This is a genomic window from Peptoniphilus grossensis ph5, assembly GCF_000311825.1.
GTDB lineage: Bacteria > Bacillota > Clostridia > Tissierellales > Peptoniphilaceae > Peptoniphilus_A > Peptoniphilus_A hominis.
Genome location: NZ_HE978567.1, coordinates 462,442 through 489,198 on the forward strand (window position 1 = coordinate 462,442; position 26,757 = coordinate 489,198).

Consider the following 26,757-nt stretch of genomic DNA (forward strand, 5'->3'; position numbering starts at 1 on the left):
CCATCACCTCTAAGAGAATTGTATTACATTGTGTTACACAAATCAAGAAGAAGCTTCATTTTTCTAAAACTATCTTTGCATAAACTTTTTCTGTGAATTTATATATACCAAGATAAATAATTATATAAATCAACATCACAAAAATCATTGATTTTATAAATAATGGAATATTCATAAGCCCAATTATCATTAGCATATTTTTTAAGCTTGGAAATGCAAAAGATGTGTGAACTATACAAAAAATTATTGGTAAAAACAAAAGTGTAGCCATTTGTTTCTTTATACTTTTCTCTGCCTCAATATCTCCAAGACCAAGCTTTTTTAAAATTCTAAATCTTTCTACATCCTCATATCCCTCTGTTAGTTCTTTATAATATATTGAAAGCCCCATTGTAACTAAAAATGCTAAAGAAAGTATTAAACCAACAAAAAATATTACACCATACATTCTCAAAAATTCTAACTTGGTTTCGCCCCTATCTATGACTTTTATTTTTTGATTTTCACTTACTTTTATCTTATCTATGTTTTCTTTAAGACTTTCTGCAAAGTTTTCTTCATTTGCTCCATTAATCATTGTCTTAACTGATGGCTCTATGCTAAATATATTAGAATTTTTCACTTCATACTTTTTAATTATCTCTTCTGCAATTTTGTAGTCTTTTACAAATATTTTATTCTTTTCAAATATACTTATTACATTCTCAATGGGTACGTCATTTTCTTCTTCCCTTATGCTTTTTGCTTTATAATCTAATTCTCCTATCCAATCTTTTGTTCCCTCGTCTTCAAAATACAGTATATCTGCATCATCAAATTTTAAATTGCCATCTCTTGTATAAATAACTTGTAGGTCGACTAAATTATTTTTAAATGCTGCCTTATCTATATCTTCACTTTTTAAAGATTCTACTCCACTCTCTGTCTTTAAAAGTGGAACATTCCATTCCATTGTAGTAAATGGCTTTACATTAAATCCATTTTCATTAAGATATTTGTTTAATTTATTTCTATATTCTTCTAAGTTATCTATCCTTATAGGATTATCCTCTATCTCTAGAGTATAATCTGCTGGAAATAATCTATTTACTACATCATCTATTCCTACATATAAACTTATTCCCGAAGTTAAAACTACAGTAAAAGCTGTAGAAAGTATAGCAATACTTGCCAGGGACCTTGAATTATTTTTCACTCTATACAAAAGCCCTGATATTGCAAAAAAATTATCTTTTTTGTAATATAAATCTTTTTTATTTTTTATTATTTCTAAAATCAAACTTACAATAACAGAAAAGGCACAATAAGTTCCTATTATAACAAGCAAAACTGCTAAGAAAAATTTTATAAATGCTTCCATTGGATTTTTTGTTGTAATACTAATTGCATAACCTGACGCAATAAAAATTATCCCCAATAGAGCAATTAATTTTGTAAATTTATTTTTCTTCTCTCCTGCCTTGGACTCATTTACTAAATCAATTGGAGAATAATTTCTCATCTTAATAATTTGAATTGCAAATACAAAAATTAATATTGCAATAAATATTAAAGCTATGATGGCTACTGCTAAAATATTGTTAAAAAATCCACCCTCAAATATATTTATAGGAATATTTATTAGCTTTACAAAAATGCCTAGAGACAATTTATAAAGTACAAGACTAAAAATGCTTGCTGGTATTATGGAAAAAATAATAATAAAAATTATTTCCCAAAATAAAATTATTCGCAGATGTCTTTTCTCAAGTCCAAGTATTAAATAAAGTCCTTGCTCCTTTAACTTTCTCTTTTGAATAAAGGAGTACACGGAAGATAGCATTATTAGTGAAAAAATTGATAATACTACAACTCCATAAAATAGAATTATCTTCATCGTATCCATTCCACTTGCTCCTGCAAGAGATTTATCTAAGACAAGGCTTAAACAAATTGAATTAAGTACAATGAGAAAAATTATAGTTCCAATGAAGGGCATAAAAATATTTTTATTTCTCTTTATACCAGACAACGCAAGGTTCCTATAAAGTGATTTCATCTTCATAACTCCTTTGCAACATTTGCATTGTGTCTGCAATTTTCTTTTGCATATCAAAACTTTCTAAATTTCCTTTATAAAGTTGATGATAAATCTCCCCATCTTTTATAAATAAAACTCGATTTGCTTCAGATGCTGCCATAATAGAATGTGTAACCATTAAAATAGTCTGCCCCTCAAGATTTAATTCTTTAAAAACTTTTAAAAGTTCTCTCGTACTGTTGCTATCAAGTGCACCTGTAGGCTCATCTGCAAAAAGCATCTCTGGTTTTGTTATAAGTGCCCTGGCGATTGCTACTCTTTGTCTTTGCCCACCACTTATTTCGTAGGGATATTTACTTAATAAATCATTAATATTTAGTCTTGCTGCAATCTCTGATAACTTTTTTCCATTGATGAGACCTTTTCATCTGCTAATACTAAGGGCAATAAAATATTTTCTTTAACAGTAAAGGTGTCAAGAAGGTTAAAATCTTGAAAAACAAATCCAAAATTTTCTCTTCTGAATTTTGCCCTTTGGCTGTCCTTTATCTCTTGTAAATCTTTGCCTCTTAAAATTACTTTTCCAGAAGTTGGTCTGTCAAGTAGTGCCAATATATTTAATAAAGTTGTCTTTCCACTGCCAGATTCTCCCATTATGGCAATATATTCTCCTGCTTCAACAGTGAAATTAATTGACTTTAAAGCCTCCAGGTCATTTTTACCAAAGCGACTTCGGTATATCTTTTTTATATTTTGAACTTCTAACATCTTCAACCTCTTTCATAAATACGCTTAATCATTAACAGCAATTGGCTTTGCATAATAAACAAAAATCATTGCATCATATAAATCTTTTGGGACTTCCTTTACTCTATAACTTGTTGGAATAAATTTCATAAGTGGAGAATATCCTTCGCCCAAACTTCCCATATTAATCTCTTTATTTATAAATTCAAATGTTTCCCCTTCTTTAACTTTTGTAAAATCTAAATAATATTTTCCCTTAAATTTTCTCGCACTGTAAGCTAAAGGATCTGCAGATACAAAGACATGGTTTGCCCTCTTATTATCTGGACCAATCTCATTAATATTTACAATTCCCTTATAAAAGTCAGTTCCAATAATAAAATATTTTTCTCCAAAAATTTTCTTTAAGTGAGAACCCATAGGCTCATAAAACTTTCCACTTTTGGCAAGATGACCATTGTGACCAGAAATTAAAAGCAGATCATTTCCCTTTGACCTTTCAAAATCACTTATCCACTTAACATTTTCAGCCATAAATTTATCTCTCACATTGTTTACTTTTGCGTAATCACTAAAATCCATTTCATAGTATTTTACACTATCCAAGACATTTGTAAGCGCTCTTGAAACAAGCCTTGCAGAGTTAGAAGATAGGCTGTCGACATGAGCTTTTATTTCTAATAACAAATCTTCTCTATCTTTTATCTCTGAAATCTTAAATTTTTCATCTTTAATAAAGGAAAATTCCCTTTGCAAGTCTTTATCTTGTAGAATATTATTTTCTTCGCAAAAATCTAAAATTAACTCCATAGATTTTTCGGGATTTTGCATATCAAAGCCGTAAAAGGAAAGCTTGTCCTCATCCTTTGCCCTTTGGTTGTAGTCAAACATATAATTTATGAGGTCATTCATATTCTTTGTGTGATAAATATTAAAAGAAAAAACACTAGAAATATTTTCAGTTCTTTTGTTTCCATGAATGTAATTATTTATAATCATGCCTTCGCCAAAATCTGCTTCAAGGCAAAAACTTTTTAAATTATTTTTTTCAACTAAAGTTTTAAGAACCTCTAATTTTAAATCTTGAAAATCAGAATTTCCGTGAGTGGCTTCCCCTAGTCCAACAACTTTTATGTGGTCATCTAATTTTATTTGGCTTAGGTCTTTGCCATAGTCCTCTATATCTGAAATATTTTTTCTTGCACTTAACTCAGGTATTTTAATCCATAAAAAATCTCCAAGCCCTACAAGAAAAATAATAGTTAATATAAAAATTAAAAGTCCTTTAAATATTTTCTTTATCATTTTCTCACCTTCTTAACTACATTATAAATTGTTCAATAAAATAAATCCTTTTATTTACATAACAAATTAAGCTTTAATGTGACATTTTTGTAAGATATAAAAAAAGAGTGCCCAGCACCCTAATCCAAAATATTTTTTAAATTAATATACATCTTTGTGCCAATCTTTGGCTCTGATTCACATCTAAGTGTCACTCTTAAAGATTTACCAATATTTTTTGAAAGGTTAAGTCCCAATCCCGTTGACTTTTTCTCTAACCTTCCATTGTAACCAGTGTATCCTGCATCAAAAATTCGCGGTAAATCTTCTGGCATTATTCCAATTCCATTGTCCTCAATTACAAGTTCATCTTTCTTTAAATAAATTGCTACTCTTCCATTTTGCGTGTACTTTATTGCATTAGAAATAATTTGCTCCAATAAAAAAGAAAACCACTTGGCATCAGTTAAAATTATTTTCTTAGTTTCACAAAAGTCTAGGCTATTATTTTTTCCAATAAACTGAATTGAATATTTTCTTATTACGCCCCTTATAATTTCGTCTAATTTATATTTGCCAAAGACATAATCCGTGCTATCTGCATTCAGCCTTGCATAGCCTAAAATATTTCCCACATATTCTTCGATTTCAAAAATTTCTTCCTCGCATTCTATTTTATTTATTTCATCTTTTTTGAGTAGAAGCCTTAGTGCAAATATTGGGGATTTTATTTGATGAGTCCAAATGGTCAAATAATTTTTTACATCAGCTCTTCTTTTTTCTTCACTATTTCTAAATTTTTTATTTTCTTCTACGCTTTTATAAAGAGCTCTTGATAATGGAGAACCCTTTATTTCTAGAATTTTTTCGTAATTTTTTTGATTTAAAAGAGCAATTTCTTCTCTGTAATCTCTGTCCCTTGTAAAATAAAGAAAAATCATGTATATAAAAAATAAAAATAGATATAAAAAAGATATGTAAATAGATTTGTCTCTTTCAAATTCAAAAATTAAATAAATTCCTAGAATATAAAAAAATATAAAAATCCCAAAAATTATTGTGAATTTTTCTCTCTTTAAAAAACTTTTAATTGGCAGGTGAGACATAATAGCCTACTCCTTTCTTAGTTTTTATGAGTTCAAAAATATTTATATCTTCTAACTTTTTTCTAAGACGCATTACATTTACTGTTAAGGTGTTATCGTCAATATAAGAGTCCGTTTGCCAAATTTTATCAATAATTTCATCTCTATTAACAACTTTACCTGGCTTTTCCAAGAGAATTTCTAAAATTTTAAATTCATTTTTTGTCAGTTCTATCTCTTTGTTTTCTCTTGATATAATCATCTTGTCGCAGTCAAGCCTTATGTCTTTATAAAAAATATTTCTTGTCTCAATATATTCGTAAGCTCTTCTAAGCAGGGCTCTTATTTTTATTTGTAATAGCTCTAGTTCAAAGGGCTTAGTCAAATAATCGTCCGCTCCAAGGTCCATTGCCATTATCAAATTTAAGTTTTCATCGGCGGCTGAAATAAATAAAATTGGAACTTTAGAATTTTTTCTAATAATTTTGCACCAATGATAGCCATTGTAAAAGGGAAGACTTACATCCATCAAAACTAAATCAGGATGAAAATTTTTAAAGTCATCAAAAATGTTTTGAAAGTCCTCTGCTATTTTTATTTCATAATTCCAAAAATTGAGGTGCCTTTCAATTTCTTCTGCAATTACCTTGTCATCTTCAACTAAAAAAATCTTCCACTTTTTGTTTTCCATATCTTTACAACCTACTCTTTTCACCAAAATTTACTTGACATCATTATATATATTAAGGGCAAAAAAATAAAGACTCCCCTAAGGAAGTCTTTAAGTCAAAATTTAATTTATAGAACTGCTTGTGCTGCTGTTATGATTGCTAGTGAATATACTTCGTCTTCTGAGCAACCACGAGATAAGTCGTTTACTGGGGCATTAAGTCCTTGAAGGATAGGTCCAATTGCTTCAAAGCCGCCAAATCTTTGAGCGATCTTGTAGCCAATGTTTCCTGCTTCGATGTTAGGGAATACAAATACATTTGCGTGTCCTGCAACTTCTGATCCTGGTGCTTTTTTCTTTGCAACAGATTCTACAAAAGCTGCGTCAAATTGTAATTCGCCGTCAATTGCCATATCAGGATTTTTTTCCTTAGCCATTTTTGTTGCTTCTGCAACCATCGTTACTCTTTCGTGAGATGCTGAACCCTTAGTTGAAAAAGAAAGCATTGCAATCTTTGGATCCATGCCAAATTGTCTTGCTGTTTCATTTGATACTACTGCTACTTCTGCAAGTCCTTCTGCATCAAGGTCGATGTTAATAGCACAGTCTGCCATTAAATACATTTCTTCGCCTCTAAGCATAATAAATGCTCCAGAGCATCTCTTGTATCCTTCTTTTGTCTTTATGATTTGAAGGGCTGGTCTAACTGTATCTGCAGTTGTGTGTGCTGCACCTGATACAAGTCCCTTAGCTTTTCCCATGTAAATAAGCATTGTGCCAAAATAGTTGTGGTCTTTTAAGATTTCTGCTGCTTGTTCTTCGTTTACTTTTCCTTTTCTTCTTTCAACAAAAGCCTTAACCATTTCATCTTTAGCTTCATAGTTAGCTGGGTCTAGGATTTCAAGGTCTCCTAATTTTACGCCTTCTTTTTCTGCTAAAGCTTCAAGTTCTTTTTTGTCTCCAAGAACTATTGGTTTAATATCTCCATCTTCATTAAGTCTAATTGCTGCTCTTAAAATTCTTGCATCATCGCCTTCAGGAAATACTATTTCTGGTTTTGATGCTCTTACTTTACTTCTCAAATTTTCAATTAATGACATAATGTCCCCCTTTTTTATTTATGCTTATATTATATATCTTATAAAAAATAATTTAAAGTGAATAAGGTTTGAAATTCACATCTTCTATAACTTCATTTAGCCTTACAGAGTCTGCAACGAGCTTTGCAAGTCTGTGATGCTTCATTGTGTGGACTCTTAAAACTTCTACACCCTTGTAGGCTGCTAGAGTTGTAAGAGCTGCTGATGCTTCATCTCTATTTTCAAAGCCTTCTTCATTATTTCCGTCAGCGTCAATATTATTTTCTGTCAAAATATTTGTAATAAATCTCTTTCTTGATACTCCTAAAAATGTGAAGCAGCCCATTTCTCTTATAGCGTCAATTTTATCTATTAGTTTTAAATTTTCCTTTTTTGTTAAGGCAAAGCCAATACCTGGGTCAAGCATAATTCTATCTCTTTTTATGCCATTTTTTTCTGCCCTTTCAAGGGATTTTTCTAGGTATTTTTTCATGACTTCAATAATATCCATATCTTCAAAGGATTTTAACTCATCATCAGTAAAGGCTCCTTCGCCACCAAAAGATGGGAAGTTGGCAGATGATTTGTGATTTGGTCTTGCAATTTTTGGATTAAACATTAAAATTGCGCCAACATCACTTTTCCCTACTACTTCTGCCATTTTTGGATCCCCTAAAAAACCTGTGATGTCATTTACAAAGTCAACGCCTGCTTCTATTGCTGCTTCTGCAACATCAGCCTTCCATGTGTCGATGGATAGAGGGATATCAGTCATAGTCTTTAATTCTTTTATAACTGGCACAACCCTACTAATTTCTTCTTCAATTTCAACATAATGGGAACCAGGTCTTGTGGATTCACCGCCGAGGTCAATCATTTTTGCGCCGGCATCAATAAGATCCATTGCCCTTTTGATGGCCTTGTCCTTACCATACCATTTGCCGCCATCAGAAAAAGAATCAGGCGTAACATTTACTATGCCACATAAAATTGTTTCCTTGCCACTTTCTAAAACTTTGTCTTTATACTTACAAATTAAATTATTCATTTTTCACTCCATTTTTTATTTTTCTCGTCAAGTTAATTCTATGTCTAAGGCCTTTTAAAATCAAATAAATTTTAAATCGCGTAGTAGTGCAAAACTCCATCTTGGTCTTTTTCAAAATCAGCCTTGCCTAGAGCCCTTAGGCCTTCAAGGTGAGCGTGAGCTTCTCCTGCTGCGAAAAACTTTTGCGTGTTTGGAAATTCAGAAAAATCCCTTGCCCTCATGTCCCAAGACATATTCATGGCAATGTCACGAACTGTGCACCTGCCCCTAGCCTCTAAAGTCTTTAACGCCTCGCTAATTCTCTTTTCGTGATGAGCCTTTAGCTCGTCAATCCTCTTTGGCACATCTTCAATAAGTGCCCTGTGAGATGAATAAAGGTGGTCAATGGGAAGATTTCTTAATTTCTCAATGTTTTTAAGATATCTGCCAAGGCTGTCGCCCACAGTAAAATTCCAAAAAGTAATATTTGGAGTGATGTCTCCCAAAAGGTGGTCGCCGCAAAATAAAATTTTTCGGTCCTCTTCATAGAGACCGACCATGCCAGGAGTGTGACCAGAAAAATCCATACCCTTAAAAGTAAAGTCGCCAAGCTTTAGGGTGTAGTCAGGATTAAAGGAAGTGTAGGGAAACTCTGCCTTAGGTCTATAGCGAAAGCCTGCATGCTCCTCAATTTTTAAATTGTCCTCATCCAGCCCTTGAAGGTGGGTAGTCGCCATAACATCTTTCCACCTCTTAGAATTTGCATCAGCCATAGAAGACATCATGCGGTAGTCAATGTCTCCCATATAAATTTCCACGCCAAGCTCTTCATGAAACCAAGTTGCAAGACCTGTGTGGTCAGAGTGAAGATGAGTCAAAAATAACTTTGTCCTCTTTAAATCAATTTCCATATCTCTTATAAAAGATAACATTTCACTCCTGATTTCTTCAGTGTTAAAGCCTGTGTCGATAATAAGAGCCTCGCCCCTGGACTTTACCATATAAATGTTTATGCTCTTTAGGGGATTTCCCTTTAGGGGAATAATTTTACAATAAACGCCATCAGAAAGTTTTTTAATACTAGACATATTTCCTCCCACAGCTCATTTCATGTATAATAAATACGAGGTGAATTATGAGCGATTTTTTATTAAAACTTTTTAAAGTTGAAACCATTAACAAACTGCCTATTGATAAATTATACCCTATTATAGAGAGTTTAGACGGCGACCAGAGACAACTCATTGCATCTTCCTATGATTTAGACCTTGAGGGACTAAGTTTGTCAGAAGAAGTAGAAGAAATACATAAAATAATTACCAGTGAATTTAAAAACACTCTCATGAACTTTGACGAAAAAGAGCACAAGTCCTTTTACGATTTTTATAATGGCGCCGTAGATTATTCCGACGAAAATGTCTATGTAAACATGAAAAAATTCACATCCCTGGGACTGATGTATCTCTTCCTATCAAAATCCGGCACCTATTTTAACTTCGTCATACCAGAAGAATTAATAGAGATGTATGAAAAACTTTTACAATCAAGCTAAAAAGTCAATTAAAATATAATTTAATAAACAAATTAATAATTGGACTGGCTAAGAATTTATAAAACATAAAAAAACCGAGAACTCAAAGTTCTCGGTTAAAAAAAACTATTTAGTTTTTCCCTTTGTGGTTATATTATATAGCATTGTCACAAAATAAGTCAATTACTTTCTTAACAAATTTATAATCATCTATTAAAATTTTATTTTTTTCGTACTTATCTTTATTTCTTATAACTCTAATGTCAAAAAATTCTTTTATCTCTTTAAATCTATGTGTTTTTATTTCATCACTTTTAACATATAAGTTAAAAGCATAAAGCAAACAAATAAAATCATGTATAAATAAATTTCTCAACTTTCTTTTTATAAAAACTCCATTGTATTCATCTAAATTGGTCTTTAAAAATTTATATATATCATCGAGATAATATCCTCTCTTGTCTGGGAGATTGTGAATAAGGCAATTACTATGTGCAGATGCATTTCTTATGTCTCTAACACGAAATAAAATATCACAATCTGCAAAATTATCTTCATAATTCTCTACATAAAACTTTATAAATTTTACTAAAGTACCAAAGGATATGACTTCAACAAAGGTCCATATTGGATAATTGGGATGTGTAAACTTATCTAACAGATTACCAACATAGCCTTTCCCTCTTCTTCTATATAATTCTTTCTTAATATTATATCCTGTATCCCCCTTGTTATTTCCTAAACTATCCAAAAATTCCAAGGTAAGATTTACATCGTCTAAACCATTGTTTTCTATTGATTTGAGTAAATTTACTTTTAAAGAGTGCTCTAAATTTAAAATCGTTTTTAAAATTAAAAATTTAAGATGCATATCAATTGTAGATAAATCCTTTAAATGAAAAAAATCTAAATCTTTATACTTTCCCTTTTCATCTTTTTTAAAATTATGTCTATAAGATGAAACTTTTACATAGTAATTATGCTCTTCTAAATAATGAATAGCTTGTTCCTTACTAACTTCGCAAAATTCAACACCCTTATCATTAAGTTTATTAACAAGCTCTATAGAGTTGAGCAATAAAATCACCCTCTTAAAATAAATTTCTTATTACAAAAATTATAACACAAAGAATTATTAGCAAACTCACTAAAATATCTTCAACAAGTCTTTTTTTAATATTTTAAAATTTTATTAAAGCAAAAATAAAAAGCCATCCATAAGCATGAATGACTTTAAATTAAAATTTTGGTGGAGGCGGCGGGAGTCGAACCCGCGTCCGAAGACTTCTTACAGAAAGATTCTCCGAGTGCAGACTCCTCTTAAATTTCCCCTGTATTACTAGAGTGTCAAACTCATACAGAGTATCGCCATTAACCCCCTCTGCTATGGCGCATTACAGAGTTCGTTTGCCCGCTAATTTGAAACCCGGTTGCAGTTCGCGGCGTCTGGCCGGATTGCTACCTAATTAGGCAGCTAGTGCGAAATTATTTTCGTCGTTTATTTTTTATAGACCATTTTAGCGTTGTGTGATCCATCAACGACTCGCTACTTAAAGCTCAAAATCCCCGTCGAAACCATTTTCGCCCCCATATGAAGTTAGACTAAAATTATACTAAAATTCCGCCTTTTTGTCAATTTTAGCCCATCTCAGTCTTCTTCAATTTTTTTCTCTTTTTCTTGGCAAATTTAAATCTTAAATTTTTCTTCCAAATAAAATATCCAATCACTGACCCAAGGACATTTAACATCAAGTCGTCAATGTCAACAGACCTTCCTATAAAAAATTGTATGAACTCAACAAAAAAGGAAGAAAAAAAAGTTATGACAAGGATCTTTGAAAGGCTTCTCGCCTTGGGAAAGATTTCTGCCACAAAAATTCCAAAGGGCACAAATATTATTACATTGCCCATTACATTTGTCATTGTGTGAAGGAAACCTGAATATTTTATGTAATTTTTTATAGTTCTAAATGGAACTAGGTTTACGCCCCAGGCTCCTGATGTTATCCTGTCTTTAAAATTTCCAACGAAGTCAAAGTTTTCGTTCGTTAAATTTATTCCTGAGTTGGCAATATAGGAGTTTGGTGTAAATAACATTATTACTAGAAAGGCAAGGTAGCCTGCAAAAAGACTCAAGAGAAATTCCCTAAATCCGTTGGAATTTATTTTTCTGTGGGAGAAAAATTTTACTCTCACCATGGAAAAGACTACAAAGGTAATTATGAAGGCAGGTATTGTCCTTGCCACAAAAAATAAAAATAATCTCATATATTTTTTAGTTCTATTAAATTTGTTATGGAATATTTATTTTCTTCTACAACTAAGTGCCACTTGTCCTTGGAATTTTCATCATAGATGCCCACTGTTTCAAGGCCTGCACTTTTGGCAGTCCTAAGGGCAAGATAGGAGTCGTCAATTAAATATACATCCCTTGGATCTTCCTTTATTTCAGAAGTTATTGTAGTGAAAAATTTTTCTTCGCCCTTTATGTGGCCAACTGAATCTGCTGTGTAAAGTCCTTCAATGTATTTGTCTATGCCGTATTTTTTTATGACTATGTCCGCAAAGTGTTCTGCAGTTGATGTTCCTATGACAATCTTTTTATCCCTGTCCTTAAAATATTTTAAAATTTCAAGGGCATTGTCCTTTAACTTAACTTTGTTGGAATAAAAATCTATAACTGTGTCGCTAAAACCATTATAAAGTTCTTCAAAGCTTTCGCTTAACTTGTAATAGTCCTTTAAATACCTTAGGGAAGTGTTAAGGCTCATGGTGGTCATCTTGTGTTGCACACTGTCTTCTATATCTATTCCCTTTGTCTTCATAAAGTCGCGAGAAACTCTTCTCCAATATCCCATGGAGTCCACCAGGGTTCCGTCTAAATCAAATATAATAGCTTTCATGTTACCTCCTTCTTTAATAATACTTATATTTTAGTTGTAATCTTTTTATAAATCAACTATAATAGTCTTCTAAGTGCTTTTAAAAATTTTTTTAAAAAGTCTTTGACAAAATTTTTTTTCATGTTATAATAATATCTGTTCGAAAATTAAATATAAAGAATATAAAATTCTTGTAAAATTTTCATTGTCGGGGTGTAGCGCAGTTTGGTAGCGCACGTGGTTTGGGACCATGGGGCCGGGGGTTCGAATCCTCTCACCCCGACCATTTTATTTTAAGGCTTAGGCCTTATTTTTTTGTCTAAAAATATCTTTATGGACCTAAGTCCATTAATCCTCTTAAGATTTTTCTAATTTTTCAACTTATTAAATGTTTTAAGTTCCAATAATATTTTTAATAAAATTTTACTTTTCTATAAGTTTTTTCATAAAAGCTCCCATAAAATTTTCCAAATAATATTAATAATTTTTAAATAAAGATTTTAAATTAAAACTTTGTAAAAACATTTTTACTCAATGTTCTGCAAACGATTGATGCGTTGAAATTCTTCAATGTTATTTCCTTGTATTTATAAGTTCATTGTTCTATAATTGAACTAAGAATAATAAAAGTAAAGGAGGATTTATATGTTACTATTTATTATTGGACTTATAATATTGCTTGGTGGCGGATTTTTCTACTCAAAATATGTAGAAAGTCAATTGGCACCAGACGACAGAGAAACTCCAGCTGTTAGAAAAGCTGACGGAGTTGACTATGTAGTAATGAGTCAAAAGAAAAACTGGCTCATCAATCTACTAAACATTGCAGGTATGGGACCAATCATTGGACCTATCCAAGGTATTCTTTTTGGACCTATTGCTTTTTTAGCAATTCCACTTGGATGCGTATTTGCAGGTTCAGTTCATGATTACATGACTGGATTTATTTCAATGAGAAATGGTGGATCACAAGTTCCTAAGCTCGTTGGAAAGTACATTGGCGATGGAGTTCGTAAATTCTACAATATTGTTATTGCAATCTTACTTCTACTTACTGGTGTAGTTTTTGTCTACACTCCTGGGGACTTAATCGCAAATGATATTCTTAAGGTTGGAGCTGATTCAAATGTTATTTGGATTATCTATGCAGTAATTTTTGCTTACTACATTGCTTCAACTGTACTTCCTATCGATAAATTAATCGGTAGAGTTTATCCAATCTTTGGTGGTTTCCTAATTGTATCTGCTATTGGAGTATTTATTGGAATCTTTATTAAGGGTTCAGGACACTTAGCATTTGAAAATGCTGGTCTTCTTGCAGAACACCCACTTGGACAAAGGTTTATCCCATCATTCTTTATCACAGTTGCTTGTGGTATCTTATCAGGTTTCCACGGTTCTCAAGTAACACTTATTTCTAGAACTGTTAAATCTGAATCAGAAGCTAGAACAACTTTCTACTCAACTATGATCGCTGAAGGTTTCATCGCCATGGTTTGGGCAGCAGGCGCAATGGTTCTATTCTCTTCTGGACAAGCTGCACTTGACACTCCGGGAACAATTATGGTTGGTCAAGTTTCTAAGTACTTCATGGGTAATGTTGGTGGACTTCTTGCAGTTCTTGGTGTTATTGCACTTCCTATCACTTCTGGTGATACTGCTTTTAGATCTCTAAGACTAATAATTGCTGAAGAATTAAATATTGACCAAAAGGCTCCTTCAAAGAGAGCTGGACTTTCTGCAGTATTATTTATCCCAGCTTTTGCAATCCTATACTTTGCAAAGACAAATCCTAATGGATTTAACCTACTTTGGAGATACTTTGGTTTCACAAACCAATTCGTAGCAACTTTCGCTTTAGCTGTTGCCACTATTTATTTAATTGATACAGGTAAGAATTATATTATTACTCTACTTCCAGGAATCTTCTATGTATTTATAGTATTCTCATTTATTATTAACATTAAGGGTCTTGGACTTGGATTGCCATTCTCAATTGCATACCCTGCAGCAGGCGTTATTGCAGTACTATATGCTTACTTCGTAATCAAACTTGGCAAAAAGAACAAAACTAGAATTGAATCTATAGTTTTAGATTAAATATTTTAAAATTTTAGATTAAATATTTTAAAGTAAGAGGTGGCTGGAAATGCCACCTTTTTTGTTAGGAGGTTTTATGAATTTTATACTAAGTGATAAGGCTCTAACTTATCTTAAAAATAAAAATAAGGATAAAATTTTTATCAATCCCGACCTTGATGCTAAGGCTTGTTGCTGCGGCGTGGGCACCTTTGACTTTGACATAAGCATAAGGGACGATGAAGACATAAGTAGGTATAAAAAAGTTGATGTCTCAGGCATAGCTGTTTTTTATAATCCCACTATTGATCTTTACCTGGAAGGTCGAGAAGACATGGATATAATAATATCTGCAGTGGGTCTTGGAAGTTTTAAAAAATTATATGTTGAGAACGAAATAAATTCAATTGACCAGTGAATCGATGAGTGATTAGATGAAAAATAATAAAATTGACGAATTTATAAAAAATTATGACTTAGATGAAAAATATAAAAATAGAATACCAGATCCTCACTTCTTTTATTCTGGCGATGAAATTTTAAGGGAGGCAATCTCTGCAGTCTTGGCAGGCAAAAATATTCTCTTAGTTGGCGACAAGTCCACAGGCAAAAATGTCTTGGCAGAAAATCTCGCCTACATTTTTAAAAGGCCTCTTTGGAATTTGTCCTTTCACATAAATATTGACTCTTCCGTTTTAATTGGCGACGACACCCTAAAAAATGGAAATGTCCTCTTTCGTGAAGGACCTATAACAAAGGCGGCAAGCTGTGGAGGCTTTGTTGTCCTAGACGAAATCAATATGGCAAAAAACGAAGCCATGGCAGTCCTCCACTCCATCCTTGACTACAGAAGAATCATTGACATACCAGGCTACGACATCATCAAGCTTCATCCTGCAACGAGATTTATTGCCACTATGAATTATGGCTACGAGGGCACAAGAGAGTTAAACGAAGCCCTCCTCTCTCGTTTTGTAATTATAAAGATGCCCCTTATTTCTCGCGAGAGACTTGTTGAGCTTATTAAAAAAGAATATCCAAAGATGAAAGATGAATATGTGGGAAACATTGCCTTTTTCTTTTACGATTTAAAACTAAAGGCAGAGTCAGGAGAAATTTCCAGAACTGCACCAGATCTTAGGGGGATCTTTGATGCCATTGACCTTGTGAGAGAGGACTTAAGTCTAACTTCTGCTCTTGATCTCACTATTGCAAATAAGCTTTTTGATTCCTATGAAGAAGAAATTTTAAAGGACTTAATAAAGACGAGATTTAAAGAAAATTTATATTTTAAAGATATTTTCCAAGAGTGATTTTTACTATGACAAATAAAAATTCAAGAAAAGAAGAAAATCGAATAAAAAATATAATTTGGGACGGGTCCATGGACTATGATAAGGAGCCTTTTATCACTGGCGAAGACATCTCTGGCAATCCCGACTTTTATCTAAATTTAATAATTGGCCTTTCTGCAAAATATTTTGGCAGCGAAAATTTAGAAAAAATTTTTAATAATTGGCAGTACAATCTCTACAGAGATAAGTTTGATTTATTTGCCATTTTTCTCCTAGAAGATTTGGTCTACGAAAAAGAAGTAGGGTCCCGACAAGTCTTGACACCTCTTCGCAAGCTTTACGCAGAAAAATTTTTGGAAGATAAATATGATTTGCAGAGAAAAAATTTGGCTCTAAAAGAAAATTTATTTTTCGAGATGCAGCTTAAAAAAGTCAATAATATTTTGGAAAGGCCCTATAATTTAAGCGACAAGAGAGAAAATATTTTTGAAAATTTAAGGCTTCAAGGTGACACTAACGAGAAAAATTTGGAAGAGAGAATCTTAAATATTTTTCGTGAAAATTTAAGTTACAAGGAAAATGAAGTCTTAAAATTTTCTCCCCTAAAAAATTTTACCCTCTTTGACAGCCTTAGCTTTGTCAAACTGGAAAGGTCCAATAGTCCAACTATTTTCGGTGATTTTCAAGAGAAAAAGGCTTCTGGTCTTACAGGCTTTTTCTATTCCCTCGCCCTAAAAAGGCGAAGGGAAAAAGAAAAATACATTGAGGAGACCTTTGGCAAATCAATTTACTCTGAGGAAGAGATGAAAGTAATCCAGGAGAAATATTTATATGGCTCCCACAAAAAGTCAAGGCTTCACTACACAAGAGGGCAAAGCCACAAAAATATTGATGAGGAAAATTTTGACGACCAGGCAATAAATAGGCACCTCTTAAAATTTAAGGAAAACAGAAATTTTTACAACAATGAAATTAAAAGTCTATCCAAAAAAATTAGGCTGGCTCTTTCCAATCACTCCGGCATGGAAGAAGTGGTGACATCTAGCGGCAAACTCATTTCAAAGCTTGCCTACAAGTCCATGATTTCTGACAGAGTAAATATTTTTTCCAAGAAAATTTTAAATCTCAACTCCTACTTAAAGGTAGACCTAGTCCTAGATGCCTCTGCATCCTTAATGGACCTAGAAAGCGACATTGCCATTGAGGCATATATTGTGTCCAAGTCTCTTGAAAACAACGAAATATTAAATCGTGTGATTTCCTACGAGACTGTAGGGGACTACACAGTCATCACTATCTTAAAGGACTATGAAGATAAGTGCGACTTTGAGAAAATTTTTAGGTACAGGACTGCTGGTTGGAACCGCGACGGACTTTTTTATCGTGCCTACAAAAACCTAGTGGATTTAAAAAACGAAAATCACCTTTTAATTGCCCTAACTGATGCCCATCCTCGTGACATAAGGCCCCTGGCTTCAAAAAACTTTTTCGGCTCAAAAAATTATTCTGACCAAAACTCTTTAGAGGACACAAAAAAGGAATTGGACAAGCTTAAAAAACTGGGCATTCACACATCGGCAATATTAAATAGCTATAAAATAGAAAATGCAAAATTTTTGTTTGGACGAAATTATATTAAAATCAAAAGCGTAAAGGAAATTGCCAATGTGGCTGGTCGCTTCATTCAAAGAGAAATTGCAAATATCGAGAAAAAATAAAAACTGCAGCTGTCAAGGTAGCCGCAGTTTTTTTGATGGATTTGAAATATAATTAGGATTATCAAATATTTGGATTTATTAAAATTTTTATTATTTTACTAGGTCAAAAGCTTTTTGTGGAACATATACGGCTCTTGTGCTGTAAATTGTAAGTCCGCCAAGTTCAACTTTTTCGCCATTTTTAATTGCGTAATTCTTTGATACTGGGAATACAATTTTGTCTTCGCCCTTTGTTACAATAGCTTCGTAATCATTTTCGCCCTTCTTCACAAAATTAACCTCTGCTCCTTTGTCTTCGAAGCCCTTTCTAATTGGTTGGTAAAGTTCTTCAGTTAACTTGTCAAGGTCTAGGTCAAGTACATCTTCAAGGTATCTTCCAATTTCATAATTGTGAACTGTTCCAATAAGTCTTTCTGCCTTATCTGATGTTGAGTAAGAGTAAAGTCCTATATCTCCACCAACGTGTCCACCAGTTGTCCATGCAATGTGGCTTCTTGCTGAGATAATTCTTCCCATTGCTGAAACTACATCTTTTTCACTTTTTATTAAGTTCATTTCTTCTTCTGTCAAATCTTTGATGCCAAAGTCCTTTGCCATTACTTCTTTTACATTAGACTTGTCTTCTTTAACTTCTTCTGCTGCCTTAGTTACAGAAATTTTTGCAGATAAAATTAAATCTGTAAATTCATTAAGAGGCCTCTTGTCGTAGCCGTGAGATATATTTCTGTGTCCAAAAGTTATTCCGCCAGTTCCATGGTCTGCTGCAATTACAATTACAGTGTCCTTGTGTGTGTCTGCAAAGTCTTTTGCAACTTTTACTGCATCGTCAAAGGCTTTGATTTCGTGAATAAGTGCAACTGGATCGTTGGAGTGAGCTGCCCAATCAACTTCTGAACCTTCAACCATTAAGAAAAATCCCTTGTCATTTTTTGAAAGGACCTTTAGTGCCTTGTCAGTCATTTCTGCAAGAGAAGGCTTGTTTACTTTATCTCTATCAATTTCATAAGGGAAGGATTTGTCTTCGAAAAGTCCCCAAATTTTGTCGCCCTTTGAATCTTCCATTGCCTTTTTAGTAGTTACATAATCGTAGCCTTTGTTTTTAATTTCAGCAAGAAGGTCTTCCTTGTCTTTTCTGGTTTCCTTACTTAAATAAGTGCTGCCTGCTCCTAGAACCACATCCATATCTTGGTAAACTTGTTGTTCGCCAAGGTCTTCATAGTTGTTTCTGTCAGGATTGTGAGCAGAGAAGTCAGCTGGTGTTGCGTGTTGAATATTTGAAGTTGAAACAATACCAGTGGATCTTCCACTTCTCTTTGCACCTTCAAGGACATTTGCTATAGGTTGTTTTGCCCTATCCTTTTCAAGTTCAGCAGCACCTGGCATGCCTGCCTTTGTTGGATAACATCCTACAAAAGGTGATTCTGTTTTTATTCCTGCTGCCATAGCTGTGGCTGCTGGAGCAGAGTCTGCAATAGGTGTGTTTGAATTGTTTGTTCTAACAAGACCTGTTGCCATATCATCCATAACAAATTTTTTGTCCTTAGTCATCCATCTTGCTGTAGTAAGTGCTTCTACACTCATGCCATCAGGTATCATCATGATTACATTTTTTGCACTGCCATAATCTTTCTTTTCAGCAAAGACGAAACTTGGTGCAAGAGTTGCCACTGCAAGTGTCACTGCCAAAATTTTCTTAAAACTTTTCATTTATTCCTCCTAGATTTTCTTTAGCTATAATGTAACAGAGGAATGTAAATTTAATATTTATCTTATGTAAAAATATTTTTTATTAATATTTATTGGCAGCAAAATTTTTCTACACAAAAAATTCCATAAAAAAAGGACGCCTAAGCGTCCATAAATTTTTATTTTATACTTCAATCTTTCCGTAATTGCCATCTTTTCTCTTGTAGACAATAGAAACAGCTTCAGTATCTGCATCTAAGAATACGAAGAAATTGTGATTTAAAAGTTCCATTTGAAGAATTGCTTCTTCTTCCTTCATTGGACTTAATTCGAAATTCTTTCTCTTAACGATTTTGTTTTCAGCTTCTTCCTTTTCTTTTTCAACAATTTCATCGAATCTAATAGTTTCGTTGTTTTGGTATCTTCTCTTTAATTTAGTCTTGTGTTTTCTAATTTGTCTAGCAAGTGCATCCACAGCGTTGTCCATTGAAGAGTACATATCGTCTGTAGTTTCTTCTGCTCTAATAATTGTCTTAGGTAAAAATATTGTAACTTCAACAGTTTGTTCTTCTCTTACAGTAGAGAATACAACTCTTGCTTCAACTTCTTCAGAAAAGTATTTATCCAATTTGGAGAATTTTTTTTCTGCCACGTTCTTTAATGATTCTGTAAGTTCAATGTTTTTTCCAACAAAGTTCAATAACATAAATGTCACTCTCCTTTTCTTTGTTAATTATTTACCCAATTTTTACAAAAAATATCAAGGCTCTCGTAAATTATCAAAATGTACTTTTATATCCATTATTGATATAATTATCTTGCATATAAAAAATAGATGGGATGATTACATGGCTATCAAAAAAAATTTGATTACAAATACAGAATTGGGATGCGTGCAATTAAGACAGCCCTTGCTGTTGTAATTGGGCTTTACATCTCTTATCTTTTAAATTTAAATTCGCCAATATTTGTATCCATCGCCGCAGTTTCTTCCATGAAGCCCTCAATGTCAGAATCACTTAGCGACATGAAGAAGAGACTTTTTACCTGCGTCTTTGGAGTAATACTTGGCTATCTAAGTTCCAAAATATCTGTGCCCGATTTAGTTGAGCCACTAATTGCTGGTTTTGGCATTTTGATTACAATCTATATACTTTCTGTAGTAAAGATGCGTGACATGGCACAACTTTCTTGCATAGTTTTCGTTGCAAGTTTTTGCTCCGATTCAAATAAAGCCCTCTACGCCGTAAATAGAATATTAGGTACAGTTATAGGAGTTGTTGTTGGCGTCCTTGTAAATTACTATATATCCTCTCCCAACATCGGGGAAGATTTTATTGCAGTTTCAAAAAAATGCTACCAATCAGCAAATAGGGTTTTGAGAGAAATAATTTACGACAAGAGGGCAAATTTGTCTGATTTTAACGAAAATTTATCTAATGCAAATACTCTTTATAAACTTTTAGAAAATGAAGTAAAGACACCCTTCCACCACGACCATTCTCTTGATAAAGAAACAAAAATTGTCTCCCTACTGGAAAGCATATCTGTTCGGTTAGAAGTAATAAATAATATGAACGCAAATTATTTAAGCGAAAAAGTTTCTGAGGAAGTGAAAAGTCGCTACGATTTAGATGAGCCAACTTCTCACAATTTAACTGAAGTGGACAGCGTCTACAACTATCACATAGAATATATTTTGCGATACATGGATGAACTAAAGGATTTAGTTGAAGAATAGGTGAAAAAATGAATTTAACTACAAGAGAAATTTATGAAATAGGAAAAAAACTCTTGAGCCAAGCAAGCATTGGCTTTGATACTTTTATAAATGAAATTGAATTTGCTCCCATTACAGAAAATCCCTATGTAATGGTAAGAGATAGAGACGAACTGGCAGCCTTTATGCTCTTTGACTTTAAAGAGTATGAGGATAATGCAAAGAGAGTTTTAAAAAGCATACTAGAAGAGCTCGAAGTTCCTGAAGAAAATTATGATTCTCTTATAAAAATTTTCAGGGATTCCTATGTGTCCCTTTTTAGGATAAGGGAAGAAGATGACCATTTTACCTTTTACGATGTCCTTTTAGATGAATATATAGAAGTTGAAAATTACACAAAGATCAATATTAGCAAAGATGAATTTGGTCTCTACAGGATTTTTGGCCATGAAAATAAAAAATCCATACTTCAAGTAATTCAAATTATGGATGAGAAAGTCTTTTTTTCTTTTTCAGAAAACCTCATTAGTTTATTCAGGCACATAGAGGACAATTACGGTCCCATAAAAATGAATAAGGACTTCTTAAAAGGAGATTTTTTAAATATCATTGCCGTCTTTGGCGTAACTTTAGAATCTATAAATAATTATTTTCTCCATCCCAATGAAGATCTAGAAGATTTAGATGGCTTGGAAGATTTTGGTCACTTGCTAAGGTCTTTTTATGAAGAGGACCTTCTTATAGCCCAAGACACACAGTTATTTCAAAAAATTTTCCCTGGTGAGGATGTGGAATTTATAATGGGATTCTTCTTCACTCTCTTCTCAAAGTTAAGTCGATGCCTAAGCCTTGGTGATTATGAAGAAGAAAAGACCTTCAAAGATTACGACCTATACTACAAGGAAATGATTAAAGACCTTTGCGAAGCTGGAGACTTTTTGTCCAGAGAAGACTTAATAAAGTCCATAGACTTTTTGCTTGTCTTTTATGGACAGCTTCAAATTATGGGCAGGGGCGTAAAAAATATTTTAAAAGATTTAGGAGAGATAAAGAACAACATATTTTATTATATGGAGCTTTTGAAAAACAGCGAAAGCGGCTTTTACTCTGACGACAACCTCCTAGATATACTTTATGAAAACAAGAAAGCAGTCTTTGGCAACAGCTTTATAGAAAACTTTGATGGCTTTATCACTTTCCTCGACATGAACTATGTGAATTTGTTAAAGTCAGGGGACCTTTCTCCCTCTATGTTAAAAGAATTTTCATCCACCATAAATCTAAAGCCCACAAAGGATGTTAAGACCCTAAAAAATAAGCACCTTCCACTAATTGAGCTCTACCTAAACTTTATGCTCAAAAAATATTTGACCCTAATAAGTAGAGATTATTTTCCACAAGAACTTTTTCTCACAGATTATGCCGATGAATACCAAGCCCTTGACGACATAACTAAGCTTTCCCTCTGGGTTGAATCCTTGACTAATAAAAAATTTCTGGAAAGCTCTTTTGGCACAAACTACGAAAAATATGTTGGCTTTGTGAAAGATCTTTTGAAAGACTTAAAAGATGTAGAAGAGATAAAAAATAGGGACTTTGCAGAAGATGAAGCCGCCCTCTTAAATATTTTAAAAGATTTGGAAGTAATAAAGATAAAGGAATCTGATAAAAGTATAAAACTTACAAAGTTTGGCAAAGACATTTATAATTACTACACAACAGAAGATATAAATGCCGACAATATTATAAAGGTTAACTTCAATGACGAAAAATAAAAAATTTTGAGCTTGTCCACTAGCTTGTGACGGGCTCTTTTTTTATGGAAGTTTAAAAAAATTTCCCTTATCTTAAATAATTTTTAAAAATAAGTTGAAACTTAGTCAACTCTCGTTTTATCTGCTAATACTATGGTATAATAAAGCTTAACCATAGTATATTAATATAAATTAAGGAGGACATTATGGAAAAGAAAAAATTCAACTCGTCAGACATTGCACTATTTATTTTTTATTCACTTTTTGGAATTTTTATGTTCTTTGTGCCTGTTACAATTGGCGGAGCAAAGAGTATACCAATTGACCACATCACAAGCCTTGTGAAAAAACTTCCAAATTACAATTTAGTTTTCGGAGTTTTCATGGTACTTGCTGGTATAGCCTATGCAATAAAAACTAAATCTTGGCAAAAGAGTAAACTTCACTCAGTATTCTTTGCAATTAAACTTGTAGCCTTAGTCTTTGTATTCATGTATGTAACTAATAAGGGTCCTGCAAGAATTTTTGATGGTGATATGCTTCCACTTATTTGGAACGGAATCATGGTATCTGTAGCTACAATCGTGCCAATTGGATCAGTTTTCTTGGCATTCTTGACTGGCTTTGGACTAATGGAATTTATTGGTGTATTTATGGAACCAGTAATGAGACCAGTCTTTAAAACTCCTGGTAGGTCAGCAGTAGATGCCGTTGCATCCTTCGTAGGATCTTATTCATTAGCACTTTTAATTACAAATAGAGTTTACTTGGAAGACACTTACACAAAGAAGGAAGCAGCAATTATAGCAACAGGTTTCTCAACAGTATCTGCAACCTTTATGATTATAGTTGCAAAAACTTTGGACTTGTTAGACTACTGGCTAGCCTACTTCTGGATTACACTTTTTGTAACATTTTTAGTAACAGCAATAACAGCAAGAATTTTCCCACTAAACAAAAAGCCACAAGAATATTATTCTGGAAAAGAATATGTACCTGAAGAAAAGAAAAAAGTTACTTTTGGTGAAGCCATAGAAGCAGGTATGGAAGCTTACAAAAATTCTGGCTCACTAGCATCAGTTGTAAAAGATAACTTTATCGATGGATTTAAAATGGCACTTAACATTGCACCATCTCTTCTTGGCGTAGGTATGATAGGACTTTTACTTGCAGAGTACACTCCAATCTTTGATATTATTGGCTACATCTTCTACCCATTCACACTAATTACTAGAGTAGAAGAACCACTTATGGTGGCACAAGCCCTTGGCATGAGTATAGCAGAAATGCTTTTACCAGCTCCAGTTGTAGCAAATGCAGGACTTGGACTAATAGCAAAAATGCTAGTAGCAGTAGTTTCTGTTTCAGAAATCCTATTCTTCTCAGCATCAATTCCTGTAATGATGGGAACAGAAATACCTCTAAAATTCTCAGATTATATTATAATTTGGATTGAAAGAGTTATTTTAAGTATAGTAATCACTATGCCAATACTTTATCTATTCTTTAGATAAGTTAAAATAATTTAATAAATTTTAAAAACCAGGTTTATTTCATTTTCCTGGTTTTTTTTACGCTCATTTTACAAGAACTTGTTACAATAATTTTGGTGATAATATGAATTTTTACTTCATTATAAAATCCATTGCTTATGTAATATTAGAATTTTTATATGGCTACAAGTTAGAAAAATCAAAATTATGCAAGAGAAAAAATTTCTATCTCTTAAGCCTCCTTGTTCTTATTTTAGAATTTCTAAAAATAAATTATTATAGGTCTGACTTCTGGGATAGACAGTCAATTGGCTTTCTGATTGGCTATAATTTGTATTTCTTTATAAAAGTCAAAACAAAAAAGACTAGCACAAGCTAGTCCCTATAACTTAAAAATTTTTGTAAGCTTGATCGTAATATACATCAAGAGTCTTTAATAGTTTTTCCATATCCTTCTTGTTGGCCTTGATAAACTTAATCTTCTTTGCATTTGCAATTTCTTCCGTTATTTGCTCTATCATTCTCTCTGGAGTGTCGTGGTAGTGAAGTGGAAGTCTGAAATAGCTAAAAGTTCCATCGTAATTTATATAATAATCAAAGTGCTCAAGTCCTGCCATAGATGGACCAGAGGCAAGACCCATGCAGTCTCTCTTGTAGTAGTCTTCTCCCTCCGTTTTTTCGTAACCTGACATGGCTTCTCCCCTTTTAGTCAAGCCTATGTCAAATCCATCCTTATTAGGATTTATAAAAGGATCCTTGTTTAATTCAGGTCCAAAAAATTCTCCAGCCTTGGCAAAGGATAACCAGGCAAGGCAAGCCTCAACATCTCCATTCTTATAGCCCTTAAAGACCTTAGATTCTTGTGCCCTCATAGTCCTTTCATAATTAACTTTTTTTTCATCAGACTTTCCTGCCATGTCTTTATTGTAAAGGTAGTCAAGTCCAAGTGGGTCTTCTGACTTTTCTTTAACAGTATCCTTTATCTTATTAGACTCATAGCCTTCGCCAATCACAACCACTCTCTTGTCATTGTCCCAATGAACTTTTTCGCCAAAGGCCTCGGCGATAGCTCTTATAGGCACAAAGGTCCTGTCATCTTTAATTACAGCAGGAGCATCAAGCTCTATCTTTCTATATACATTACTGGAAATATCTTCCATAAATTTTTCATTTATAACAAGAGAAAACTCATTGCCCTTTTCATCCTTAATAATAACCTTTTTATCATCATTATTCCAAGTAACGACCTTTCCCAAATTTTCTGAAATAACTCTTATAGGAACCATGGTTCTATCCTCAGCAATATAGGGCGCCACATCAGAATTCACAATTTTGCCCTTTACCCAAAGCCTAATATCAGAATTAGCAAGCACAAGGCTTGGAATAGAAAGAGCAAATAAACTTAGTCCCAAAATAAATTTCTTTTTCATAAATCCTCCTAAAAAATAAAATCAGCAAAAATCTTTTACTATGTAACTCTTTAAAGCAATTATATATGAGTGGAGATAAAAATACAAAATAAAAAAACTGCTGGGGTAAGCCAGCAGTTTAAGTCTAATTAGTCAGCGCTATATGGAATAAGTGCGATTTGTCTTGCTCTTTTTATAGCAACTGTCATTTCTCTTTGATGTTTTGCTGTTAAACCTGTGATTCTTCTTGGAAGAATTTTTCCACGGTCAGAAATATAATTTCTTAGCATATCAACATCTTTATAGTCAATTTTTTTAGTTTTATCTTTTTCAAAAGGATCTACTTTTTTCCTTCTGCCAAATCTTCTTTGCATTTTTACCCTCCTTAAAATGGAATATCGTCATTATCAACAGGGAAAAATCCATCTTCATCGTCGTTATCATTTTTAGAAAAATCATTTCCGTAGGCTGAATTTACTGGTTGATCACTATTAAATCCACCTTGATTAAAGCCGCCTTGGTTAAATCCACCTTGGTTTTGACTTTGGAAATTATTTTGATTAAAGCCGCCTTGGTTTTGGTTAAATCCGCCTTGGTTTTGTCCTTGGCTTGAGCCGATAAAAGAAATAGCATTTACTACAACATCTGTTGTATAAATTGTTCTTCCTTCTTTTTCATAGCTTCCTGTTTGGATTCTACCCTCAACTCCTATTTGACTTCCTTTTCTATGGTAATTGGCAATAAGTTCTGCTACTTGACCAAAAGCTGTACAAGAAATAAAATCAGCAGTTGGTTGATTATTTGCTTGAGCTTCTTGTCTCTTTTGCTTTGACATTCTTCTGTCTACAGCAATAGTGAACCTACACATAGCAGTGCCTGTTTGCGCATAACGAAGTTCTGGATCTCTTACTAGTCTTCCTATTAAACTAACACAATTCATAAAAACTCCTTAGTCTTCAACTTTTATAATCATTTGTCTCATAACTGGGTCCATGATCTTTGCGACTCTGTTGATTTCAGCAATGTCTTCTGGTTTTGTTTCGAATTCAACGAAAATATAATAAGCTTCTTTTTTGTAGTCGATTTCGTAAGCTAATTTTCTCATGCCCCATTCATCAACGTTATCAATTTTACCGTCTTTTTCGATTACCTTTTTAAGTCTGTCGAAAGAAGCATTTATTTTTTCTTCTTCCACTTCAGGATAAAACATAATCACCGCTTCGTATTTGTTCATACTTTCACCTCCTCATGGTCTTCGGCATAGCTAAAAAAACTATG

Annotated in this window: 24 protein-coding genes, 1 tRNA gene, 1 other RNA gene and 1 pseudogene; 9 read left to right on the forward strand and 18 right to left on the reverse strand. The window is 33.0% G+C overall.

Annotation, left to right across the window (positions count from 1 at the left end):
- Window positions 1-55: 55 nt before the first annotated feature.
- The 8 genes and pseudogenes from HGPG_RS06480 to HGPG_RS06515 form a co-directional block, all read right to left on the reverse strand.
- Entirely contained in the window at window positions 56-2,038 is a 1,983-nt protein-coding gene (locus HGPG_RS06480) for an FtsX-like permease family protein (RefSeq protein WP_019125251.1), read from the reverse strand.
- Window positions 2,022-2,794, reverse strand: a pseudogene (locus HGPG_RS06485) (ABC transporter ATP-binding protein). Before HGPG_RS06485 ends, HGPG_RS06480 begins: the two are co-directional and overlap by 17 nt.
- Window positions 2,795-2,812: 18 nt before the next feature.
- Window positions 2,813-4,072 (reverse strand): erythromycin esterase family protein, encoded by a 1,260-nt coding sequence (locus HGPG_RS06490; protein WP_019125252.1) that lies wholly within the window; start codon window positions 4,070-4,072, stop codon window positions 2,813-2,815.
- A 119-nt stretch (window positions 4,073-4,191) separates the two neighbouring features.
- Complete coding sequence (locus HGPG_RS06495; protein ID WP_245543894.1) at window positions 4,192-4,992, reverse strand: sensor histidine kinase; 801 nt, start codon at window positions 4,990-4,992, stop codon at window positions 4,192-4,194.
- 145 nt (window positions 4,993-5,137) lie between these two features.
- On the reverse strand, window positions 5,138-5,827 hold the full coding sequence (locus tag HGPG_RS06500) for a response regulator transcription factor (protein ID WP_019125254.1): 690 nt from the start codon (window positions 5,825-5,827) through the stop codon (window positions 5,138-5,140).
- Window positions 5,828-5,934: 107 nt separating this feature from the next.
- Window positions 5,935-6,906, reverse strand: coding sequence for a phosphate acetyltransferase (gene pta, locus HGPG_RS06505; RefSeq protein WP_019125255.1), 972 nt, complete (start codon window positions 6,904-6,906; stop codon window positions 5,935-5,937).
- Between the two features lie 52 nt (window positions 6,907-6,958).
- A complete protein-coding gene (folP, locus tag HGPG_RS06510; RefSeq protein WP_019125256.1) occupies window positions 6,959-7,933 on the reverse strand; it encodes a dihydropteroate synthase in 975 nt (324 codons plus the stop codon).
- Window positions 7,934-8,004: 71 nt separating this feature from the next.
- A complete protein-coding gene (locus HGPG_RS06515; protein ID WP_019125257.1) occupies window positions 8,005-9,000 on the reverse strand; it encodes an MBL fold metallo-hydrolase in 996 nt (331 codons plus the stop codon).
- 47 nt (window positions 9,001-9,047) lie between these two features.
- Between HGPG_RS06515 and HGPG_RS06520 the strand changes: the two genes are divergently transcribed.
- Window positions 9,048-9,464, forward strand: coding sequence for a hypothetical protein (locus HGPG_RS06520; RefSeq protein ID WP_019125258.1), 417 nt, complete (start codon window positions 9,048-9,050; stop codon window positions 9,462-9,464).
- A gap of 133 nt (window positions 9,465-9,597) precedes the next feature.
- Here the strand turns inward: HGPG_RS06520 and HGPG_RS06525 are convergent, their stop codons facing one another.
- The 4 genes from HGPG_RS06525 to HGPG_RS06535 form a co-directional block, all read right to left on the reverse strand.
- Complete coding sequence (locus HGPG_RS06525; RefSeq protein ID WP_019125259.1) at window positions 9,598-10,521, reverse strand: Abi family protein; 924 nt, start codon at window positions 10,519-10,521, stop codon at window positions 9,598-9,600.
- Between the two features lie 169 nt (window positions 10,522-10,690).
- Window positions 10,691-11,032: a transfer-messenger RNA gene (gene ssrA / locus HGPG_RS10120) on the reverse strand.
- A 49-nt stretch (window positions 11,033-11,081) separates the two neighbouring features.
- Window positions 11,082-11,711, reverse strand: coding sequence for a VanZ family protein (locus HGPG_RS06530; RefSeq protein WP_019125260.1), 630 nt, complete (start codon window positions 11,709-11,711; stop codon window positions 11,082-11,084).
- Window positions 11,708-12,346: an HAD family hydrolase gene (locus HGPG_RS06535; RefSeq protein WP_019125261.1), complete on the reverse strand. Its 639-nt coding sequence runs from the start codon at window positions 12,344-12,346 to the stop codon at window positions 11,708-11,710. Before HGPG_RS06535 ends, HGPG_RS06530 begins: the two co-directional genes overlap by 4 nt.
- A gap of 188 nt (window positions 12,347-12,534) precedes the next feature.
- On the opposite strand from HGPG_RS06535, the gene HGPG_RS06540 reads away from it, so the two are divergent.
- The 5 genes from HGPG_RS06540 (at window position 12,535) to HGPG_RS06560 (ending at window position 17,417) form a co-directional block, all read left to right on the forward strand.
- A tRNA-Pro gene (locus HGPG_RS06540) sits at window positions 12,535-12,611 on the forward strand.
- A gap of 359 nt (window positions 12,612-12,970) precedes the next feature.
- The gene (locus HGPG_RS06545; RefSeq protein WP_019125262.1) at window positions 12,971-14,425 is read left to right on the forward strand and encodes a carbon starvation CstA family protein; all 1,455 of its coding nucleotides are present in this window, start codon (window positions 12,971-12,973) and stop codon (window positions 14,423-14,425) included.
- A gap of 76 nt (window positions 14,426-14,501) precedes the next feature.
- Complete coding sequence (locus tag HGPG_RS06550; protein ID WP_019125263.1) at window positions 14,502-14,822, forward strand: CC/Se motif containing family; 321 nt, start codon at window positions 14,502-14,504, stop codon at window positions 14,820-14,822.
- 16 nt (window positions 14,823-14,838) lie between these two features.
- Window positions 14,839-15,717 carry an AAA family ATPase gene (locus HGPG_RS06555; RefSeq protein ID WP_019125264.1) on the forward strand — a complete coding sequence of 293 codons (879 nt, stop codon included), beginning with the start codon at window positions 14,839-14,841 and terminating at the stop codon, window positions 15,715-15,717.
- An 8-nt stretch (window positions 15,718-15,725) separates the two neighbouring features.
- Window positions 15,726-17,417, forward strand: a complete 1,692-nt coding sequence (locus tag HGPG_RS06560; RefSeq protein ID WP_019125265.1) for a hypothetical protein — start codon at window positions 15,726-15,728, stop codon at window positions 17,415-17,417.
- A 90-nt stretch (window positions 17,418-17,507) separates the two neighbouring features.
- Here the strand turns inward: HGPG_RS06560 and HGPG_RS06565 are convergent, their stop codons facing one another.
- Both HGPG_RS06565 and hpf read right to left on the reverse strand, forming a co-directional pair.
- Window positions 17,508-19,124, reverse strand: coding sequence for an alkaline phosphatase (locus tag HGPG_RS06565; protein ID WP_019125266.1), 1,617 nt, complete (start codon window positions 19,122-19,124; stop codon window positions 17,508-17,510).
- A gap of 163 nt (window positions 19,125-19,287) precedes the next feature.
- Window positions 19,288-19,809 (reverse strand): ribosome hibernation-promoting factor, HPF/YfiA family, encoded by a 522-nt coding sequence (hpf, locus tag HGPG_RS06570; protein WP_019125267.1) that lies wholly within the window; start codon window positions 19,807-19,809, stop codon window positions 19,288-19,290.
- 183 nt (window positions 19,810-19,992) lie between these two features.
- Between hpf and HGPG_RS06575 the strand changes: the two genes are divergently transcribed.
- From HGPG_RS06575 to HGPG_RS06585, 3 genes are all read left to right on the forward strand, one after another.
- Window positions 19,993-20,844, forward strand: a complete 852-nt coding sequence (locus HGPG_RS06575; RefSeq protein WP_019125268.1) for an FUSC family protein — start codon at window positions 19,993-19,995, stop codon at window positions 20,842-20,844.
- An 8-nt stretch (window positions 20,845-20,852) separates the two neighbouring features.
- Window positions 20,853-22,598, forward strand: a complete 1,746-nt coding sequence (locus tag HGPG_RS06580; RefSeq protein WP_019125269.1) for a hypothetical protein — start codon at window positions 20,853-20,855, stop codon at window positions 22,596-22,598.
- A gap of 185 nt (window positions 22,599-22,783) precedes the next feature.
- Complete coding sequence (locus HGPG_RS06585; RefSeq protein WP_019125270.1) at window positions 22,784-24,091, forward strand: YjiH family protein; 1,308 nt, start codon at window positions 22,784-22,786, stop codon at window positions 24,089-24,091.
- A gap of 368 nt (window positions 24,092-24,459) precedes the next feature.
- On the opposite strand, the gene HGPG_RS09970 is transcribed toward HGPG_RS06585, so the two are convergent.
- The 4 genes from HGPG_RS09970 to rpsF form a co-directional block, all read right to left on the reverse strand.
- Entirely contained in the window at window positions 24,460-25,500 is a 1,041-nt protein-coding gene (locus HGPG_RS09970; RefSeq protein WP_019125272.1) for a copper amine oxidase N-terminal domain-containing protein, read from the reverse strand.
- A 128-nt stretch (window positions 25,501-25,628) separates the two neighbouring features.
- A complete protein-coding gene (gene rpsR, locus HGPG_RS06600; RefSeq protein ID WP_019108153.1) occupies window positions 25,629-25,853 on the reverse strand; it encodes a 30S ribosomal protein S18 in 225 nt (74 codons plus the stop codon).
- Window positions 25,854-25,864: 11 nt separating this feature from the next.
- Window positions 25,865-26,419, reverse strand: coding sequence for a single-stranded DNA-binding protein (locus tag HGPG_RS06605; protein WP_019125273.1), 555 nt, complete (start codon window positions 26,417-26,419; stop codon window positions 25,865-25,867).
- Window positions 26,420-26,428: 9 nt separating this feature from the next.
- Entirely contained in the window at window positions 26,429-26,713 is a 285-nt protein-coding gene (rpsF, locus tag HGPG_RS06610; protein ID WP_019125274.1) for a 30S ribosomal protein S6, read from the reverse strand.
- Window positions 26,714-26,757: the final 44 nt, after the last annotated feature.